The following is a 15,802-nucleotide window of genomic DNA, read 5'->3' as shown; positions in this document are numbered from 1 at the left end:
GATTCTTAAGTACAGAAACCCAACGGTCTCTACTTGATTAGGCGATCTCCACAGTTCCTGCGGTTAAGAGGCGGAGTGCCTCGTCTTTCAGATTTTGTGCCGCGTTCAAGTCCCGGTCATGATGCGTTTGGCAAGAAGGACAGTCCCATTTACGCAAGGCAAGGTTTTTGACGTCCTTATGCTGATGACCACAGTTGGAGCATAATTGGCTGCTTGGGAATGTCTTTGAAACAACGACAACCTGCTTTCCGTACCATTCGGCCTTGTATTCCAGCATCGTACGAAAAGTCGACCAGCTTGCTTCACTGATTACCTTTGAAAGCTGTCTATTTTGCAGCATATCTTTCACCTGCAAATCCTCAATTCCGATGATGTCGTGGTTTTTGACAATTTCGGTGGAGAGTTTATGCAGGTAATCGTTGCGTTTATTCATGATTTGCTCGTGCAGGCGAGCGACTTTTCGGCGCTGTTTCTGGTAATTGTGAGCCTCTGCAAGTTTGCATTTGCGGCGGAGAGCACCTTTACGTCTTCTGGACAGGATCCGTTGCGCCTTGGCCAGCTTCTTCTCCAGTTTGCGTACATGCCGTGGATTTTCATGACGGGTTCCGTCTGAAAGAACGGCAAATTCCTTCAGACCAACATCGATGCCGACCGCAGATCCTGTTTTCGGCAGTTCCGACACATTCGTTTCCACCAGAATGGAGACAAAGTATTTACCGGAAGGGTTGCGGAGAACGGTCGCATTTAAGATACGGCCTTCAACTTCACGGCTTTTTGCAAAACGGACAAGTCCAAGTTTCGGGAGCTTCACATGGTTGCCAACAATCGCAATATTACCGTTTGTATGCCGGGTGACATAGGACTGGACTGGATTGTTTTTCGATTTAAAGCGTGGCCGGTCATTCTGTTTACGAAAGAAGCGATCATAAGCATCCGCTAGGTTCTTCAATGCGGATTGCAGGGAAATGGAATCCACTTCCTTCAGCCAGATGAATTCTTTCTTTAGGACGGTAAGTGCTTTGGAACAAAGGCTATAGGTAAGGCCTGTACCCGTTTTTTCATAGGTTGTGTTCCATTCCTCAAGGAAATGGTTGAACACAAATCGACTACAGCCAAGTGTTTTGGCAATCAGTATCTCCTGTTGATGATTCGGATAGATACGGAATTTATACGCTTTATGTACAGCGCCCACCTCCCTAATAAGAATATATGTTCCCATTATAACACACTATCTTATTGGTTGGTAGGAGATGTCGGACAATTGAGGCAGCATACGCTGCCCCTTGTCCGAAGGCGATTCATCTCCCACCTACTCACTGGGCTGCGCCCTTCACGTTCCTTGAGGATGGGAGTATTCTCGCCTATTTTTGAATAAAAAGCAAAAAAGCAGCGGACCTTCCGCTGCTTTTAATGATTTTGGTTATATTCCCATTGACCTTTTAAGAGCATTACCACATGCTCAAACATCGATTGACGTGAAACTAGCTCATTCGTAAATATGCCAATGGCACCTTCCTTATTACGGACTCCCTGCTTCTTAGCATATTCATCCATTATTACCCCAAGTTCTACACCTTGCTTCAACTGTTGATCAATAATAGAAGGAAGTGCTATTCTGGCTCCACTTGCCGTATGGGTTTTTCCTTCTGCAGTAATTAATGCACCCCAATTGCATAAAAACAATTGTCCATCTACATACATAACTCCACCTTCGAGCCCTATACTTAATGCACCCGAATGATCAGTGAGACAATTTTTCGCACGGTTAATTGCCCCTTCTCTTGTTTCTTCATCAGAAAAAGGCTGCTCGGAAACTAAAGAGGGAACATTTACAGCTTTTACGTCAACATTTGGAAATACCTTCTTAACTGCATCCACCTTTGTGGGATTTTTTGAACCAATTAAAATATCCATCCAGTATCATCCTTCTTAGGTTTGTTCTTATCAAGGCACTCATAACAGTTAAGATATAACAGGCTTACCTCGATTGCATCTCCACATAAATTACTTTTTGCGAATTTGATCTACCGTATTTTGGTCTGTTTCTTTTACTAGCTTAATAATTAATTCTTTTGCGGCAGCATAATCATCCACGTGAATGATGGAAGCATGTGTATGGATGTATCGTGAACAGATTCCTACAACTGCAGAGGGAACTCCATCATTTGCCAAGTGTACACGACCTGCGTCTGTACCTCCTTGAGATATGAAATATTGATATGGTATATTGTTTGATTCAGCTGTGTCCAGAATAAACTCTTTCATTCCACGATGCGTAATCATTGAGCGGTCAAAGATACGAAGCAATGCACCCTTTCCCAATTGTCCAAATGCTTCCTTATCCCCAGAGGCATCGTTTGCAGGAGAGGCATCCAACGCATAAAATATGTCAGGATTAATCATATTTGCAGCTACCTGCGCACCACGAAGCCCTACTTCTTCCTGCACCGTAGCACCTGAGTATAGCTTGTTTGGGAGTGTTACCCCTTGTAATTCTTTTAGCAGTTCTATAGCCAAACCGCATCCATAGCGATTATCCCACGCTTTGGCAAGGATTTTTTTCTCATTGGACATTGGAGTAAAAGGTGTTACAGGTAAGATTGATTGACCTGGTCGAATACCTATCCGTTCTGCATCTTCTTTATCATCTGCACCGATATCGATAAGCATGTTTTTCATTTCCATAGGCTTTTTCCGTTGTTCTTCTGTTAAGTTATGTGGTGGTATGGAACCAATTACACCAATTACCGGGCCTGCTTCTGTCATAATCTGTACTCGCTGTGCAAGCAGTACCTGACTCCACCAACCACCGAGCGTCTGAAAACGAATCATCCCATTTTTCGTTATCTGTGTAACCATAAAACCTACTTCATCCATGTGACCTGCGACCATTACTCTTGGTCCCTGGCCATCACGAACACCAAATACTCCACCAAGGTTATCCTGAATTACGGAATCAGCATACCTTTCCAATTCTTTCTTCATAAAAGATCTCACACGGTGTTCGTTTCCTGGTGCTCCTTGTAATTCTGTTAAATTTTTAAAAAGGTCCATCGTTTCATTATTCATGCGTTTCCCTCCTGGATATACTATGTACTAATTTAAGTATAACGGAAAACTTTTTGCTTTTTCCACTATTCGCTCATATTAGTATATTATTTTCTATTTTATCAATGATGCGTTATACTAAAATAAGCGCTACTATAAGAATCTTGTATCAAAAATATATAGCAAGAGGTGACAAGTATGAATGTAAAAAAAGCAGTTCTTGCAGCTGGTGTGGGTGTTGCAGTTGGGTATGTAGCAAAACAGCAGCTGGATAATTACCAAAAGATCACTCCCGAAAAGGCTTTAAAAAAAGCAAAGGAAACATTTAAGAAAAATGGACCTATAAGTGGCTCCTGGATCTATATGAAGCCAGAAGAAGTAGAAAGAAATGGATTAATGTATAATGCTTATCGTGGTGGGGTAACCCGAAACATTGATGGGGAAAACATACAATACGAGTTTTATGTAGATGTGGAAACCGGAACTGTAATTGACACGATTCAAACTGCATAAATGATACAAAACGCATGGAGTCAGTCTCCATGCGTTTTCTTAGTTATATTCATACCTTTTCCGTTCTACCTCATCTACCTTGTTTCCATCATGATTAAACTTGATAGCACGGTAATATGCATCATGGTAGAACGTGTACCATGCTTCATTTTTATACCCCTTGTTCATCCATTTTTCTTTTTCATGAACAGAAGTAACCGGATAGTCATCATAAGCAAGTGCCCATAATTTGTTTTGGTGACCATGTGTTGGCATTAAATCGGCCATATGGATGAATTGTTCTTCGCCATCTGTAAAAGTTAGAATACAATGACCATCACTGTGCCCTCCGGTATGTACCATCTTTAACCCTTTAGTGATTTCCAATTCTGCATCAAATGTCTCTACTTGATCTACGATAGGTTCCCAATTCATTTTCCAATAGGTATTCACCGAACGAATATTAGGGTTTCGCATTTCATTCCATTCTACTGCAGAGGTATAAATAGTTGCATTTTTAAAGACAGATACGTATGCATCACCTTCTGGCTTTGTTAGACCACAAGCATGATCAAAATGTAAATGTGTCATAAACACAGCATCAATATCATCCACAGTTAGTCCTAGGTTTGCTAAGGAGCTTTCTAAATGGGATTCTTCCAGTACTCCGAAATTACGTAATTGCTTCTCGTTCAGTTTATTATTGCCCATACCAGTATCAATTAGATAATTTTTATTATCTAGCTGCAACAAAATAGGATCGGTGCGCAATTCTATCTGATTTTTTTCATTATGAGGATATTTTTTGCTCCACAGTGCTTTTGGCACAACACCGAACATGGCCCCGCCGTCGAGAAAGTTAACACCACCACGCAGCCAAGTCAACTTTGCTCTTCCAACTTGAAGTTTCTCCATTTCTCTACCTCCCTTATATATACAGCATCAAGTGTAGCAAAAACACACTGTAAACGCTACCAAGCAGCATCCCCTAATTAACTTATTTGTGATTAACCTTACTATAAAAGCTGTCCGTTAAAGTGATGAGCTCATTATGCACAGGTGGAGGAACGCTACAAGATAAGAGAGGTAAGTTAGATACCACAGTGGAATATATAATCACCCAGAAAAAAATTAATCGGCCCCCAACATATATATTAGAACCTGAAAGTAAGCAGTAAAAAAGGAACCTTTTTTCAGGTTCCTTTTTCACTATTTAAAGGTAGTTTTACATCGATAGATCTGCTGGCCTTTTGCAGAAAACCTCTCTTCATATTCTGTCATTATATTTGTAGGGTCTTCATGTGCATGAAGATCCAAGAGAACCTCATTTAATTTCATTCCATACTGTGAGAAACCTACCAATGAGTATTCAAACAGGCCCTTATTATCTGTTTTGAAAACAATCCCTCCACCAGGATGAAGCACTTTCTCATATTGTTCTAAGAATGTGTGATATGTTAGTCTTCTTTTTTCATGCCTATTTTTTGGCCATGGGTCAGAAAAATTCAAATAAATGGTATCTAACTCATTTTCCGCAAAGATTTCTAGAAGATCAGCAGCATTTTCATTTAAAAGCACTACATTAGCTCTCTCTGCCTCCATTACTTTTTGCGCAGCTGCCACAACTATACTCTTTGCAAGTTCAATACCTATAAAGTTAATATCGGGAAACTGTTTCGCCATCCCTGTAATAAATTGCCCTTTTCCAGTACCTATTTCAACATGAATTGGGTTGTTATTACCAAAGAAATCTTTCCATTTACCATGATATTGACTTGGATTCTGTAATACAATATGCTTATTTTCTTGTAAAAAATCATCCGCCCATGGCTTATTCCGTTGCCGCATATGTCCACCTCTTTTACTCTTTGAATTCTAGTATATAAAAAATTAAAATGATTAAACTAAGATCTGAGGTGATTATTCATGACTTTAACTGTCCAAAATCAAATCACATTACTTTATGACTTATTGGACGAACACTCGGGAGAGCATTTAGGAAATATATCTGAATATCAGCAGATCAGAAGATTAGTTAAGTCTCTATTAGCCAATCAAGAAATTTCAAATGATCAATTAGTTCAATTGCTTCCGGAAATTTATAATTATGGCCTTCAAGGTGAAAGTGCCTCCAGTGTCACAGAGCATATTTCTGCAAATAAACAGAACATCGAAAATTGGGTGAATGTTCTCGAACAAACTAGGTTAGAATAGTCATTCTAACCTGCTCATTTAACTCCTGCAGGTCGGTTAACCTTTCCATAACCTTCCAAGTTTCCTTGCGTTCGTAATGCCAAATTAAATAATGGAGAGAATCAAGCAATAAATACCAGTACATCCGTCTATACAGTTGTTGATTATTCGCCACTCCATATTTTTTCAGCCAGGTATCCCAATCCTTCATCGGAATATACCATTTTAAAACCATCCCATAATCAATGACCGGGTCAGCAATTAATGCATTGTCCCAATCAATGAGATATAGATTGCCTTCATCTGTTAAAAGCACATTGTTATGATTGAGATCACCATGACAAACAACTAAATCCTGACCTCTTGTTTCAGGTAATAAAAAATCCAAATAATAAAGCGCTTCTTCTACAGCTGGATAACGATGGATTCCCTCTATCTTACCTATATTCTGTTTGATTACATCAAAGCCTTCATCAGAGGTGACCGGCTTTTTACCTAGACGCATAAGCATGTGTAGTAATTCAGAGGAATGATGAATTTTTCGTAACAGCTTTGCGACACGATCATTCTGCATTTCCTGCGGCTTAAGTTCTCTTCCTTCAAGCCATTCTTGGGCAGTGATGACATCTCCATTTTCCAATCGTTTAGTCCATATTAGTTTTGGTACAATACCCTCTGCCGATAATACAGCAAGGAAAGGAGAAGAATTCCTCTTTAAAAATAATCGTTGGTTTCCTTTAACAGCATGATAGGCATCACCTGTCAACCCACCAGCCGGATCAACTTTCCAATCCTCACCCAATATCCTTTTCAGCCAATCCACCATACATTCCTCACATCTTTCAAGTTTTAGCGCTCAATTATTCATTTTATATTTATCAATTAAAAAATACAACTAGGAAATGGCGTTCATTTACTTATGTCATGATCTGCAGACAAAAATGGATCTTCTTCCTCTTCCCATTCCGGACGCTTTACTGATGTCGTTTGGGAATATTTCAGTAAGGCTTCTGCCACTTTTAATTGTTGGCTCTTCAAAGGTGAAGAGAGACTTCTTTTTTGCTTAAACCATTCTTCATACTGTTTAGCACCAACCAATTTTGTCTGATATAACTCCTCATTGAATATAAATACATTTTTGCGAGAAAGAACCGTTTTTTGAATAGGGAACTCAATATTGATCGTACGAAGAATACTATTTACTATTTGTTCCGTTCGCTTTAATGCAATTTGAGGGCTTAAGATTTTCTTTCCCTGCTCCTCTGTGATTACCTTCCATGTTCTCCCATTTTCCACGAAAACCTTCGCCTCGTCATCTTCCTCTACAACATATATTATTTCAATACCTATTGGACTAATAAGGATAATCTCCCCATCCACTGGAGCTGATTTTACAGTGAAAATAGGATAATACATACAAAGATAATTGTCAGGGAAACGTTGCAAGAAATACTTTAATAAACTGTCCGTATAGTATGATCGCTTCATGTAAGACAACTCGGTGACAGTAGAAGTAGCCCACTTGAGCTGAAAATTAAATATTCTATTTAAAAAGTATTGCTTGAGCTCGGCCTCTGTTTCCGGTAAATTCTCTTCTTTTATATTTTGCTCCTCTTCACCCACATCTTTTCTCATCAATGCTTTTATTTTAGAAATTGGTCCTAACTTAGGCGATTCCTGTTCGACTTCGTCAGTTACCTCTGTAGGTGGTTCTTGCCAACGACCATATAGTTTTTGCCAATTATCTTGCTTTAATCGGATAAACTGACTGGGATAGCGATAGGCGTTCCATTCATATCTCGATACATAATCCTGAAGTTTAATTAATTGAGCCAGCAAGGTCACCCCTTTTCAGTTTATATTTAGCAATCTCTTCATACTTTGGCGATTTTTCCGGATGGATCTTATATATAACAACTTGATCAACATTAAAAACATGCTTTTCATTATACTTTTCAGCTAATTCACCTATACTTATTTTAGATGTATCTTCTGACCACTTTTTAGCAAGGGTAATATGTGGTCGATATGCCCTATTCTCTTTGTAAAAGCCAACATGGGAAAGAGCTTCTTCGACCGTATTGTGTAGCTCTAATAACCTCTCATTGACTTCCACACCTGCCCATAATACCCTCGGCTTTGTTTGATTACCGAATCTTCCCAAGTTTCCTACCTCTACTGAAAATGCATTTATTTGCTCTATTTGCCTCAACACATCTATAGCAGACTGTATCTTAGTATCGGCAACAGGGCCCAAAAACTTTAAGGTAATGTGCAAATCCTCCTTGTGGGGCCATTGTTTATAGGATACGTCTTCCTTCAACTGTTTTTGCCATGTAGAAAAAAGGCTTTGTAGGTTGGAAGGAATTGGTATCGCGATAAAATAATGTGATCTGGTCATTCTTTTCATCCTCCTGATTTTAAAGAGAGACAGTATTCTTTTTCATTTTCACTTAATTCTCTCCATGTACTTCGCTTTAGCGAATGGTCAAGGATTATATTTCCCATACGAATTCGTTTTAAATATATTACATTTTTACCAACTGCTTCAAACATTCGTTTTACCTGATGAAATTTACCTTCCGTTACCGTTACTTCTATCTCAGAAATCTCGCCTTGTGCCATAATCTTTAGCTGTGCTGGTTTAGCTTGATAATCGTCATCAAGAATAACTCCCTCTTGAAAGGACTTTACATCTTCAGAAGTTACTCTGCCTTTTATTTTTGCATAATATACCTTCTCGATATCTTTTTTTGGCGAGGTTAATTGATGCGCCAATTCTCCATCATTAGTTAGCAATAGTAGACCTTCTGTATCTTTGTCCAATCTGCCTACAGGAAAAGGCTTGTAATGTTGCAACTCTTGATCAAGAAGATCAATAACGGTTTTCTCCTGCTTATCTACTGTTGCCGAGATACAGCCTGAAGGTTTATGCAGCATCAGATAGATATATTTTTGATAAGTAACGATTTCTTCCTTAACTTTTATGACATCTCTTTCGGGGTCGATATGCTTACTCCCGTCCTTTATTATTTGGTCATTAACCTTTACATATTTCTTTTTTAGCAGTACTTTCACTTCTTTTCTCGTGCCAACACCACTATTAGACAGTAACTTATCAAGTCGCATCCTACCGCCTCCCTTATTTGCTTAAAAATCGATCTAAGAAGCGAACTTTTTCCCCTAATACACGTTCCAACAAGGTTGATTTATATGCAAACCATAAATAAACCACACCACCGATACCTACACCTAGAATAAGCATAACTAATGCTGCCCATCGTTGCTCTTCAAATGGCAGGAAGAAACTAAAAATAAATTTGGTGACTAAAATAGCTATACACATGAACAAAATAAAGATCCCGATAAGCATCGTACGCTTAATGATTTCTTTAAAGGAAAAATCAATGGCTGAGTGGATACGCCATAAATTCATGGCAACTGCAGTTCCAGCTGCAAGAGCCGTACCAAAGATTGCTCCCTTTGCTCCAAAAATGTAAATGAGTTGAATGTTAAATAGAACTTTTATTAACAGTCCTGCTAACAGGCTGAAAACTGCATATTTTTGTTGGTTGATTCCTTGTAAGATAGAGGAAGAAACACTAAACAAGGCAAAAAGCAATGCTACGGGTGCATACCAGGCAAGTAAAGTACCAGTTGTTTCAATTTTCCCCATGCCATATAGTGATCCATATGCCTCATTTGCAAGCATTGACATGCCAACTACTGCTGGTATGACAAGGACAAGGATTATTTGTAAAGCCTGATTAATTTGTTTTGTAAGCAATTGCCTATTCTGCTGGGTATACGAATTAGTTAGCGTCGGTAAAATAGCCAATGATAGCCCTGTAGCTAGCGTAATCGGGATGATTACTAATTTATGTCCATAAAAGTTAATTGCAGAATAAGCAAACTCCCAAATATCCTTTTGATCTGCCGCAACCATTGCTCGCTCAAATGTAAATTGATCAACCATTTGATACAGCGGAATCGCTAGCCCAACTAAAACGAAAGGGCCAGCATAACGAAAAATTTCAATAAATAAATTTTTTTAGGGATATTATGGGAATATGTTTGCTGCTCAATTTGTCTATTTAGATATGTTTTTCTTTTTTTCCAATATACAAACAGGACCAGACAGGAAGCCATAGCACCAATAAATGCTGCAAAAGTGGAAAAACCAACCGCTGCGGTGATGGTCCCATTCATGAACTTGAGGATGACAAATGCTCCCCCTAATAAAAAGACAATCCGAATGATTTGCTCCACAACCTGAGAGACAGCAGTCGGTCCCATTGAATTATGCCCTTGAAAGAACCCCCTTACAATACTCATAGCTGGGATTACAAGTAAAGCAACACTTACCATTCGAATAACAAAAGCCACATCATTCACAGTAATATTAACTGGATCATCGCTAGTAATCATTCTCTCCGCAAGCCAGTCTGCACTGAAAAACATTGTAAGAAAAGCTAAGAATCCTGTTACTGCCATTAAAGAAATTCCAGCCTTAAACATCCGCATCCCTGTTTCATAATCACCCACTGCGTTATATTTAGAAACAAATTTTGATACGGCTAACGGAACTCCTACGGTAGAGATACTTATAAAGATACTGTATGGTGTGTACGCATAAGCAAATAACGTACCACCTGTTTCACCAACTAAAGCATTGAATGGAATAACATAAATCATTCCAAGAAATTTTGATAAAAACGATGCACCAGTTAGTAGCATAGTGCCTCTGACAATATTCGACATTATTTCACCTGCATTACCTTATTGATTTTATTGTTATTTTATCACACTTCGTCTTCTATCCTATATAATATGTCGTTTCTTACACAACTAAAAAGTGACAATATATATGTTTTTCCTATGTAATTATTGAGTAGAACAACCTGCAAGTGGTAAGATACATAGGAAAGGAATGAAGTACAGTGACTTATGATGTAATTGTTATCGGTGGTGGGCCTTCTGGTTTAATGGCTTCCATAGCAGCAGCTGAATATGGAGCAAAGACATTGCTGCTGGAAAAAGGAAAAAAACTCGGCAAAAAGCTGGCTATTTCTGGTGGCGGACGATGTAATGTTACCAACCGTTTGCCGGAAGAAGAAGTAATTAAACATATCCCTGGGAATGGGAGATTTCTATATAGTGCATTTTCTGTATTTAATAATTATGATATTATTCGCTTTTTTGAAGATCTAGGTGTCCAACTAAAAGAAGAAGACCACGGGAGAATGTTTCCTGTTTCTAATTCTGCACAATCGGTCGTTGATTCTCTACTTAATAAAATGGACGAATTGCATGTTAAAGTCCGTAGAAATACATCCGTACAAGCAATTCATTATTCAGAAGAATTACATACGGTAATTCTTTCAGATGGCGAAAAAATAGAAACAAATACTGTAATCATAGCTGTCGGAGGAAAAGCGGTGCCACACACCGGGTCCACAGGTGATGGCTATGCCTGGGCTAAAAAAGCAGGTCATACCATTACAACACTTTATCCAACAGAAGTGGCACTCACCTCAAAAGAAAATTTTATAAAAAACAAAGATTTACAAGGGCTATCGCTTAGAAACGCAGCTGTATCCGTGTTAAATAAAAAAAACAAACCAATTATCACTCATAAAATGGATATGATCTTCACCCATTTTGGCATTTCCGGCCCAGCTGTACTTCGGTGTTCACAATTTGTAGTAAAAGAACTGATGAAAGGCCGAGAAGAAATACCAATCGAGATTGATGCTTTGCCTGACCAACATGAAGAGGATCTATTTAAAGAAATTAATGCAATGCTTAAGGAAAGTCCTAAGAAGACAATAAAAAATATCTTTAAAGGCATTGTTCCAGAACGATTCCTGCAATATATTCTGCAAAAAAATAATGTGGCGGAAGAGCAAAAGGCTGCTAATATTGCTAAGGAAAACATACGAGCAATTATCCATGATATGAAGCATTTTACATTCCATGTTCACGGGTCACTTTCATTAGAAAAAGCGTTTGTCACAGGAGGCGGGGTTTCTATTAAAGAAATTGTTCCAAATACAATGCAGTCAAAAAAAATGCACGGCTTATATTTTTGTGGAGAGATTTTAGACATACATGGTTATACGGGTGGATACAATATCACCTCTGCATTAGTAACAGGCAGACTTGCCGGAGTAAATGCAGCGAAAGAAGCTTCTGGCAGATGATACCTAGCATGATTTCCTTAGTAAGGGCCAACCTAAGAATGTCTGGAAAGCCATTACCTTTTCCTAGGTAGCTTGGCCATATAATTAAGGATCATGAGAGGATGGAGTATGAAATGCAAAAAAATGGAATGTGGATACCAATCATTGCTTCCGTAGGTGTTGGAGCAGCAACATTTTATACGATGACCAAAAATAATCAAAATTTTGGTCAGACCATGCAGAAGATGATACCATTCGTAACCCAGATGTCGTCAAATGGTAATCAAAGTAACTCTCAACAGCTTGGGCCATTTGGTATGAGCTAGATAGCACAGAGCGTACCTGTCATTTAGATAGGTACGCTCTGTTTTGTTACTACTTAGCAAGCTCCAAGATGTTTGACCGTTTGTTTTCTAAAATTTATTAGACGAAATACGACATTGTATTGTAGAATAGGTGTATTACATAAAAGGAGGTAACACCATTGAAAGGCATAGGACTTTTAATTAAAATAATAATTGCAATTGTTTTAGGTATTGCCATCGGATCCATCTCAAATGAATGGTGGATTAAATTATTTGCTACATTTAATGGGCTTTTTGGTAATTTTCTAGGTTTTGTAATCCCATTAATTATCCTAGGTTTTATAGCACCTGGAATTGGCTCTATGGGAAGAGGTGCAGGAAAGCTTCTAGGACTAACTGGAGCTATAGCGTATACCTCAACAGTTCTGGCAGGTATTTTAGCGTTTATAGTGGCTAAATCAATCTATCCAACTTTACTGAACGGTCAGTCATTGAAAGCGTTTTCTGATCCTAGTGAAGGTTTGAGTAAAGCTTTTTTTGAAGTAGAAATGGCTCCCTTAATGGGAGTAATGACAGCTTTGCTGCTATCATTTGTAATTGGATTGGGAATTGCTTCAATCAAAGGTGATACCTTGTTACGATTTACAGAAGAATTTCGTGATATCATCCATTTGGTTATCGAAAAAGTAATTATACCACTATTACCTTTTCACATTTTTGGCATATTCGCAAATATGACCTATGCTGGACAAGTTAGTACTATTTTAAGTGTATTTGCAAAAGTATTTGTTATGATTGTTATACTACATATACTTTATCTAACGGTTCAATACACAGTTGCAGGAACATTAAGCAAACAAAATCCATTTTCTATGCTTAAAAGGATGTTACCGGCATATTTTACTGCATTGGGAACTCAATCATCTGCAGCTACAATTCCTGTTACACTAAAACATACCAAAACACTTAAAGTACGTGAAAGAGTAGCCGACTTTACTGTGCCACTATTAGCTAATATTCACCTATCAGGGAGCACAATTACATTAGTTAGCTGTGCACTTGCGGTCATGTTTTTACAAGGTGATACGGCTACATTTTCTGCAGTTTTCCCTTTTATATTAATGTTAGGTGTTACCATGGTCGCGGCACCAGGGGTACCCGGCGGAGCAGTAATGGCAGCAATCGGTTTATTGGAATCAATGCTCGGGTTTGGTCCTACAATGGTATCCTTAATGATTGCTCTATATCTTGCTCAAGACAGTCTTGGTACTGCATGTAATGTTACTGGTGATGGCGCAATCACTTCAATCACTAACTCTTTAAGCAAAGACAAAAAGCGTACAGAAACAGAACAAGTCGAAGCATTATAAGAACAAATGAGGATATTTTTAACATTGGGAAGTCAGACAGTACCTTAAGGTACTGTCTGACTAATCCTAGATTACGTTTAATTAACTACTCAATCTCTCAAGAACATTTTCCTTCTACGTTTTTCTATAAAAAAATTTTTATAGAAAAATTTGGAGAAAGCATTGCAAATGCATCGCTATCCTTTTATAAGCGAATGAGCTCTAATGTGGCACTTTAGTTTTTCATCAATTTGTTTCTTAGTATCCAGCCTACAGCCTCTTTTCGTGAACTAAATAATTTATTCCTCTCTTTTAAAACCTCTTCCTCTCCCCTACTATTAGTTCGTATGATAACCTTCTCCTTTTACATTCATAGAATTTCTAAATTTAAGTATTTGTTGCTCTTAGCCAGGCTCCTGTCGTTGGTGGGAAGACTTTATTCATTATGGAGGAATTATTGGACAGTTTCAGGAGTTTGAATGGTGTTTTGTCCATTATGGGGTTGCTATTGGACGGTTCTTGGTGTTTGGATGGTGTTTTTGTCTATTAGGGAAGAGCTATGGGACAGTTCCTGGCGTTTGGACGGGGCTTTTGTCCATTAGAGAAGAGCTATTGGACAATTCCTGGCGTTTGGATGGAGCTTTTGTCCATTAGGAAGTTACTATATAGCACAGTTCAGTATGAATGACTCAAGATTTATCTCTGATAGGATATTAACGGACACGAAACCTCAGAAAATAAGGTTCTCAGTCAAATGTGGTGGTGTGATTTTCACTCCACCATCTCTTTTATTAAAAAGCCTTTGCTTAAATAGCTGCGTACGTATATTGGTTGCCGTTTCTATTGTGTCAAAACCCTTCTAACCTCTTGTCGCCACAGTATTTTCTTTTTTAATCGATTAAAATTTTTAATTCCATACGACATTCGTTTTGCCACTTTAATTGTATTATTTACGCCTTCAATATATCCATTATTAAAAGGATACATAAAGGAATGCAAGATCTCTTGCTTCCACCGCTCAAATGTTTTTCTTACTCTATGAAAAGACTCAATATTAGAATCCTTCATCGCCATTAAACATCCTTCTAGACCCTGTGTAGCGGTCTTTTCGTTACTCTCTTTAAACCACTGATCAAGTTTGTTTTTTAGGTTGTATGCCTCTTCTAATCGAGGATCAACCTGGAGTAACTGATTTACTTTCTCTCGCTCTTCTTCTGATAATTTATAGGTTGATTTCCAAAGTAACTTTTTACTTTTTTTCATATATATCCGGTCTTTTTTCTCTAAGTCTCTTTGCACTTCTCGACGTACTTCATCTAGCGCCCAATATACTTGCCGCATAAAATGAAATCGATCAGCGATGATCAGTGGGTTACCAAGCGCCTTCCGTATTGCTTGCTTAAAAGACTTAGAAAGGTCCATGACGACAATCTCTACGTTACTTGTATCACAGGACTGAAGATAAGCTTTAATTGTATCTACCTTCCGATCAGGTAAGACATCCACAATCTCTTTATTTTCTACATCCGCAATGACCGTTTGAAACCTTTCACCGCCCGCATCCCCTTTAAATTCATCAATAGCTAACGCACGTGGCAGGACTTTCCTTGTTTTTATTTCTTTTCGATCATAAATACGAAGTAACCGTTGCGAACTCATCCCAGTTAACTGGGCAGCTGTAGTAAATGAGCCCACAGCTGTATACGTTAGCGCTGTCGTTTGTATAGAACGGGTGCAACGTTGGTATCGTTCCACCATCTGAAGCTTTTCATAAAACGTATGATTACACGCCTTACATAAGTAGCGTCTCTTTTTCAAAGAAATACTAACTGGTTTATTGGAAACAATGGGCCCCTGAATCGTTTGGGTACGATAGCCGTGGATACTTTTTGTCCTATTGCCACAAAACGGGCACTTCTGCTTCTTTACTTTTGTATATAGCTCTACAAAAAACTTAGCTGAGTCACTAGAAACTTCCCATACATCTACATGTTTGTCTTCAATACCTAACATTTCTATGATAAAATGGTTTTGCACTCTTTCCCTCTCCTTTTCCTTTTGTGTCGCAACTTTAGGTTAACAAAAGAGAGGGGAATGAGTGTATTTTTTTGTTTCTTACGGAAACACTGATCCTCCAAAGGAGACCACCACATTTAGTATAGAGCCGAAAATAAACTGGCGCGGTATGGCAAATCATCCTATAAATCACCCAATTCAAAAAGCATTGCGATAC

The 15,802-nt window shown here is 38.4% G+C and carries 15 protein-coding genes and 1 pseudogene; 5 read left to right on the top strand and 11 right to left on the bottom strand.

What is annotated here, in order from left to right; translation table 11 throughout:
• Window positions 1-37: 37 nt before the first annotated feature.
• From tnpB to X953_RS07845, 3 genes are all read right to left on the bottom strand, one after another.
• Window positions 38-1,219 carry an IS200/IS605 family element RNA-guided endonuclease TnpB gene (tnpB, locus tag X953_RS07855; protein ID WP_052350088.1) on the bottom strand — a complete coding sequence of 394 codons (1,182 nt, stop codon included), beginning with the start codon at window positions 1,217-1,219 and terminating at the stop codon, window positions 38-40.
• 188 nt (window positions 1,220-1,407) lie between these two features.
• Entirely contained in the window at window positions 1,408-1,914 is a 507-nt protein-coding gene (locus tag X953_RS07850) for a DUF84 family protein (RefSeq protein ID WP_040955077.1), read from the bottom strand.
• A 90-nt stretch (window positions 1,915-2,004) separates the two neighbouring features.
• Window positions 2,005-3,069: a M42 family metallopeptidase gene (locus X953_RS07845; protein ID WP_040955076.1), complete on the bottom strand. Its 1,065-nt coding sequence runs from the start codon at window positions 3,067-3,069 to the stop codon at window positions 2,005-2,007.
• Window positions 3,070-3,246: 177 nt separating this feature from the next.
• Here X953_RS07845 and X953_RS07840 point away from each other — a divergent pair, with 177 nt between their 5' ends.
• The gene (locus X953_RS07840) at window positions 3,247-3,561 is read left to right on the top strand and encodes a PepSY domain-containing protein (protein WP_040955075.1); all 315 of its coding nucleotides are present in this window, start codon (window positions 3,247-3,249) and stop codon (window positions 3,559-3,561) included.
• A gap of 39 nt (window positions 3,562-3,600) precedes the next feature.
• Here X953_RS07840 and X953_RS07835 read toward each other — a convergent pair whose 3' ends face one another.
• Window positions 3,601-4,455 (bottom strand): MBL fold metallo-hydrolase, encoded by an 855-nt coding sequence (locus tag X953_RS07835; protein WP_040955074.1) that lies wholly within the window; start codon window positions 4,453-4,455, stop codon window positions 3,601-3,603.
• 294 nt (window positions 4,456-4,749) lie between these two features.
• The gene (gene trmB / locus X953_RS07830) at window positions 4,750-5,388 is read right to left on the bottom strand and encodes a tRNA (guanosine(46)-N7)-methyltransferase TrmB (protein ID WP_040955073.1); all 639 of its coding nucleotides are present in this window, start codon (window positions 5,386-5,388) and stop codon (window positions 4,750-4,752) included.
• A gap of 78 nt (window positions 5,389-5,466) precedes the next feature.
• On the opposite strand from trmB, the gene X953_RS07825 reads away from it, so the two are divergent.
• Window positions 5,467-5,754, top strand: coding sequence for a YtzH-like family protein (locus tag X953_RS07825; RefSeq protein ID WP_040955072.1), 288 nt, complete (start codon window positions 5,467-5,469; stop codon window positions 5,752-5,754).
• On the opposite strand, the gene X953_RS07820 is transcribed toward X953_RS07825, so the two are convergent.
• The 5 genes and pseudogenes from X953_RS07820 to X953_RS07800 all read right to left on the bottom strand — a co-directional run bounded on the left by X953_RS07820 (window position 5,741) and on the right by X953_RS07800 (window position 10,494).
• A complete protein-coding gene (locus X953_RS07820) occupies window positions 5,741-6,559 on the bottom strand; it encodes a phosphotransferase family protein (RefSeq protein WP_040955071.1) in 819 nt (272 codons plus the stop codon). The genes X953_RS07825 and X953_RS07820 overlap by 14 nt on opposite strands.
• A gap of 83 nt (window positions 6,560-6,642) precedes the next feature.
• On the bottom strand, window positions 6,643-7,578 hold the full coding sequence (locus X953_RS07815) for an NERD domain-containing protein (RefSeq protein WP_232217789.1): 936 nt from the start codon (window positions 7,576-7,578) through the stop codon (window positions 6,643-6,645).
• On the bottom strand, window positions 7,553-8,134 hold the full coding sequence (gene thpR, locus X953_RS07810; RefSeq protein WP_040955070.1) for an RNA 2',3'-cyclic phosphodiesterase: 582 nt from the start codon (window positions 8,132-8,134) through the stop codon (window positions 7,553-7,555). Before thpR ends, X953_RS07815 begins: the two co-directional genes overlap by 26 nt.
• Before the next feature lie 5 nt (window positions 8,135-8,139).
• A complete protein-coding gene (locus tag X953_RS07805; RefSeq protein ID WP_040955069.1) occupies window positions 8,140-8,862 on the bottom strand; it encodes a pseudouridine synthase in 723 nt (240 codons plus the stop codon).
• A gap of 13 nt (window positions 8,863-8,875) precedes the next feature.
• Window positions 8,876-10,494: pseudogene (locus X953_RS07800) on the bottom strand (oligosaccharide flippase family protein).
• Window positions 10,495-10,673: 179 nt separating this feature from the next.
• Between X953_RS07800 and X953_RS07795 the strand changes: the two are divergent.
• From X953_RS07795 to X953_RS07785, 3 genes are all read left to right on the top strand, one after another.
• Window positions 10,674-11,936, top strand: coding sequence for an NAD(P)/FAD-dependent oxidoreductase (locus X953_RS07795; protein ID WP_040955068.1), 1,263 nt, complete (start codon window positions 10,674-10,676; stop codon window positions 11,934-11,936).
• Window positions 11,937-12,037: 101 nt separating this feature from the next.
• Window positions 12,038-12,241 (top strand): hypothetical protein, encoded by a 204-nt coding sequence (locus tag X953_RS07790; RefSeq protein ID WP_084715648.1) that lies wholly within the window; start codon window positions 12,038-12,040, stop codon window positions 12,239-12,241.
• Window positions 12,242-12,399: 158 nt separating this feature from the next.
• Window positions 12,400-13,590 (top strand): dicarboxylate/amino acid:cation symporter, encoded by a 1,191-nt coding sequence (locus tag X953_RS07785; RefSeq protein ID WP_040955066.1) that lies wholly within the window; start codon window positions 12,400-12,402, stop codon window positions 13,588-13,590.
• 819 nt (window positions 13,591-14,409) lie between these two features.
• Here the strand turns inward: X953_RS07785 and X953_RS07780 are convergent.
• Entirely contained in the window at window positions 14,410-15,606 is a 1,197-nt protein-coding gene (locus X953_RS07780) for an ISL3 family transposase (RefSeq protein WP_040954247.1), read from the bottom strand.
• Window positions 15,607-15,802 lie beyond the last annotated feature (196 nt).

This window comes from Virgibacillus sp. SK37 (genome assembly GCF_000725285.1).
Classification (GTDB): domain Bacteria; phylum Bacillota; class Bacilli; order Bacillales; family Amphibacillaceae; genus Virgibacillus_Q.
This window is presented reverse-complemented; position numbering and strand designations above follow the sequence as displayed.